This is a genomic window from Hominimerdicola alba, assembly GCF_900112155.1.
Classification (GTDB): domain Bacteria; phylum Bacillota; class Clostridia; order Oscillospirales; family Ruminococcaceae; genus Hominimerdicola; species Hominimerdicola alba_D.
The window spans coordinates 1-885 of sequence record NZ_FOKQ01000062.1; the positions used below are offsets into that span (position 1 = coordinate 1).

General features: G+C 47.8%; 1 pseudogene. It reads right to left on the reverse strand.

Features of this window, described 5'->3' with window-relative positions:
• Positions 1 to 885: pseudogene (locus BM265_RS18220) on the reverse strand (hypothetical protein); the annotation flags it as partial.

Sequence of the window (885 nt, forward strand, 5' to 3'; positions counted from 1 at the left end):
AGGAAGTGTAACATCTGCCAGTGTCTGTCCGTAAGTTGCACTACGAGCTGTTACTTCATCGGGTGTCAGGTCAGCTTTTGCAACCTTAACCGTAACGTTCTGTTCTACTGTATTATAGTTTGTATTCGTAGGTGTGAATACTGCCTTGAATGTATGCGTGCCTGCATTACCAACAGAAGTTGTAGTAGGATCTTTCCAAGCCCATGTACCGTTATTGGCTGCAGGAAGTGTAACATCTGCCAGTGTCTGTCCGTAGATAGCATTCTGTTCCTGTACGGGTTCGGGTGTCATGTCAGCCTTTGCTATTGTGAAATTCACTGCTGCGGTCTTTTCTTCCACTGTGATGCTTGCGGTATAGTTGCCGGCATCGGTGGGAGCAGTCGTGCTTTCCTCATAGACAGTGTTATCTCTGCCGACATACTTAATATCTGACTCCGCAACGGTCTTGCCGGTAACGTCGTTGAAATCAGTCAGCCCGGTCAGAGTCGCCGATGCGCTGCTTGTGCCGTCATAGGTGGTCAGAGTAGGTGCAGTGATAGTCAATGTGACCTTGTTTTCTGTCAAATCACAGTTTCCTGCATCGCAGGTCGCCGTGATGACCGCATCGCTTGCGGTGTAGGTGAAATTGTGGGTGTGTGTGATGGCTCTTTTAATGTAGTAAGTTGTGTTGATATCGGGCGTGTCTTTAAACGTTCCGCCGGTATTACCGAACATACTGGTAAGAGCATTGTCAGCTGTTGTTCCTTCTCCGGAAGAAGGAATTCTGTATTCGGTATTACACTCTTCTGTCTGCGTTGTTGACAGCATGATGCCGGTGCAGCCGTTAAACATACCATAGTAACAAAATTCTGCCAGAGTTGTTGCAGGCAGTTCAGGCGCTGTTGT